The organism is Pseudomonas sp. KBS0710 (genome assembly GCF_005938045.2).
Taxonomy (GTDB): Bacteria; Pseudomonadota; Gammaproteobacteria; order Pseudomonadales; family Pseudomonadaceae; genus Aquipseudomonas.
In genome coordinates this window covers 1-3,262 of sequence record NZ_VCCF02000003.1, presented here as the reverse complement: position 1 = coordinate 3,262, position 3,262 = coordinate 1, and the positions used below count along the sequence as shown (strand labels likewise).

Genomic DNA, 3,262 nt, shown 5'->3' with positions numbered 1-3,262 from the left:
ACTGAGTTCGGGATGGGATCAGGTGGTTCCAATGCTCTATGGTCGTCAAGAAATTCGGGTACTGAGTCGTAGCCAGCTGGCTTCGCTTCAGCAAATTGGGTATGTGACAGCTTTCGGTGTTTTGTGAGCGTCGAACTTTCGGTTCATCTCGTCTTCACACACCGCAATCTGATGCTCGTTAGAGTAGTCAAATTGCTTGGGTGTTATATGGTCAAGCCTCACGGGCAATTAGTATTGGTTAGCTCAACGCCTCACAGCGCTTACACACCCAACCTATCAACGTCGTAGTCTTCGACGGCCCTTCAGGGAACTCAAGGTTCCAGTGAGATCTCATCTTGAGGCTAGTTTCCCGCTTAGATGCTTTCAGCGGTTATCTATTCCGAACATAGCTACCCGGCAATGCCACTGGCGTGACAACCGGAACACCAGAGGTTCGTCCACTCCGGTCCTCTCGTACTAGGAGCAGCCCCTCTCAAATCTCAAACGTCCACGGCAGATAGGGACCGAACTGTCTCACGACGTTCTAAACCCAGCTCGCGTACCACTTTAAATGGCGAACAGCCATACCCTTGGGACCGGCTTCAGCCCCAGGATGTGATGAGCCGACATCGAGGTGCCAAACACCGCCGTCGATATGAACTCTTGGGCGGTATCAGCCTGTTATCCCCGGAGTACCTTTTATCCGTTGAGCGATGGCCCTTCCATACAGAACCACCGGATCACTAAGACCTACTTTCGTACCTGCTCGACGTGTCTGTCTCGCAGTCAAGCGCGCTTTTGCCTTTATACTCTACGACCGATTTCCGACCGGTCTGAGCGCACCTTCGTACTCCTCCGTTACTCTTTAGGAGGAGACCGCCCCAGTCAAACTACCCACCATACACTGTCCTCGATCCGGATAACGGACCTGAGTTAGAACCTCAAAGTTGCCAGGGTGGTATTTCAAGGTTGGCTCCACGCAGACTGGCGTCCACGCTTCAAAGCCTCCCACCTATCCTACACAAGCAAATTCAAAGTCCAGTGCAAAGCTATAGTAAAGGTTCACGGGGTCTTTCCGTCTAGCCGCGGATACACTGCATCTTCACAGCGATTTCAATTTCACTGAGTCTCGGGTGGAGACAGCGCCGCCATCGTTACGCCATTCGTGCAGGTCGGAACTTACCCGACAAGGAATTTCGCTACCTTAGGACCGTTATAGTTACGGCCGCCGTTTACCGGGGCTTCGATCAAGAGCTTCGCGTTAGCTAACCCCATCAATTAACCTTCCGGCACCGGGCAGGCGTCACACCCTATACGTCCACTTTCGTGTTTGCAGAGTGCTGTGTTTTTAATAAACAGTCGCAGCGGCCTGGTATCTTCGACCGGCATGAGCTTACGGAGCAAGTCCTTCACCCTCACCGGCGCACCTTCTCCCGAAGTTACGGTGCCATTTTGCCTAGTTCCTTCACCCGAGTTCTCTCAAGCGCCTTGGTATTCTCTACCCAACCACCTGTGTCGGTTTGGGGTACGGTTCCTGGTTACCTGAAGCTTAGAAGCTTTTCTTGGAAGCATGGCATCAACCACTTCGTTAACTAAAAGTTAACTCGTCATCAGCTCTCGGCCTTAGAATCCCGGATTTACCTAAGATTCCAGCCTACCACCTTAAACTTGGACAACCAACGCCAAGCTGGCCTAGCCTTCTCCGTCCCTCCATCGCAATAACCAGAAGTACAGGAATATTAACCTGTTTTCCATCGACTACGCTTTTCAGCCTCGCCTTAGGGACCGACTAACCCTGCGTCGATTAACGTTGCGCAGGAAACCTTGGTCTTTCGGCGTGGGTGTTTTTCACACCCATTGTCGTTACTCATGTCAGCATTCGCACTTCTGATACCTCCAGCAAGCTTCTCAACTCACCTTCACAGGCTTACAGAACGCTCCTCTACCGCATCACTTACGTGATACCCGTAGCTTCGGTGTATGGTTTGAGCCCCGTTACATCTTCCGCGCAGGCCGACTCGACTAGTGAGCTATTACGCTTTCTTTAAAGGGTGGCTGCTTCTAAGCCAACCTCCTAGCTGTCTAAGCCTTCCCACATCGTTTCCCACTTAACCATAACTTTGGGACCTTAGCTGACGGTCTGGGTTGTTTCCCTTTTCACGACGGACGTTAGCACCCGCCGTGTGTCTCCCATGCTCGGCACTTGTAGGTATTCGGAGTTTGCATCGGTTTGGTAAGTCGGGATGACCCCCTAGCCGAAACAGTGCTCTACCCCCTACAGTGATACATGAGGCGCTACCTAAATAGCTTTCGAGGAGAACCAGCTATCTCCGAGCTTGATTAGCCTTTCACTCCGATCCACAGGTCATCCGCTAACTTTTCAACGGTAGTCGGTTCGGTCCTCCAGTTAGTGTTACCCAACCTTCAACCTGCCCATGGATAGATCGCCCGGTTTCGGGTCTATTCCCAGCGACTAGACGCCCTATTAAGACTCGCTTTCGCTACGCCTCCCCTATTCGGTTAAGCTCGCCACTGAAAATAAGTCGCTGACCCATTATACAAAAGGTACGCAGTCACCTAACAAAGTAGGCTCCCACTGCTTGTACGCATACGGTTTCAGGATCTATTTCACTCCCCTCTCCGGGGTTCTTTTCGCCTTTCCCTCACGGTACTAGTTCACTATCGGTCAGTCAGTAGTATTTAGCCTTGGAGGATGGTCCCCCCATATTCAGACAAAGTTTCTCGTGCTCCGTCCTACTCGATTTCATGACTAAGAGATTTTCGCGTACAGGGCTATCACCCACTATGGCCGCACTTTCCAGAGCGTTCCGCTAATCTCAAAGCCACTTAAGGGCTAGTCCCCGTTCGCTCGCCACTACTAAGGGAATCTCGGTTGATTTCTTTTCCTCAGGGTACTTAGATGTTTCAGTTCCCCTGGTTCGCCTCTTACGCCTATGTATTCAGCGTAAGATAACCATCTTATGATGGCTGGGTTCCCCCATTCAGACATCTCCGGATCAAAGTCTGTTTGCCGACTCCCCGAAGCTTTTCGCAGGCTACCACGTCTTTCATCGCCTCTGACTGCCAAGGCATCCACCGTATGCGCTTCTTCACTTGACCATATAACCCCAAGCAATCTGGTTATACTGTGAAGACAACATTCGCCGAAAATTCGAATTTCTCAATTAAGAGAACTCACAAATTTTACCTTAGCCTGATCCGTTACCAGTGAAAGTAACGTTCAGTCTATCTTTCTATCACATACCCAAATTTTTAAAGAACG

General features: G+C 50.8%; 1 rRNA gene. It reads right to left on the bottom strand.

What is annotated here, in order from left to right:
* Positions 1-207: 207 nt before the first annotated feature.
* A 23S ribosomal RNA gene (locus FFI16_RS30400) occupies positions 208-3,099 on the bottom strand.
* Between the last annotated feature and the right edge of the window lie 163 nt (positions 3,100-3,262).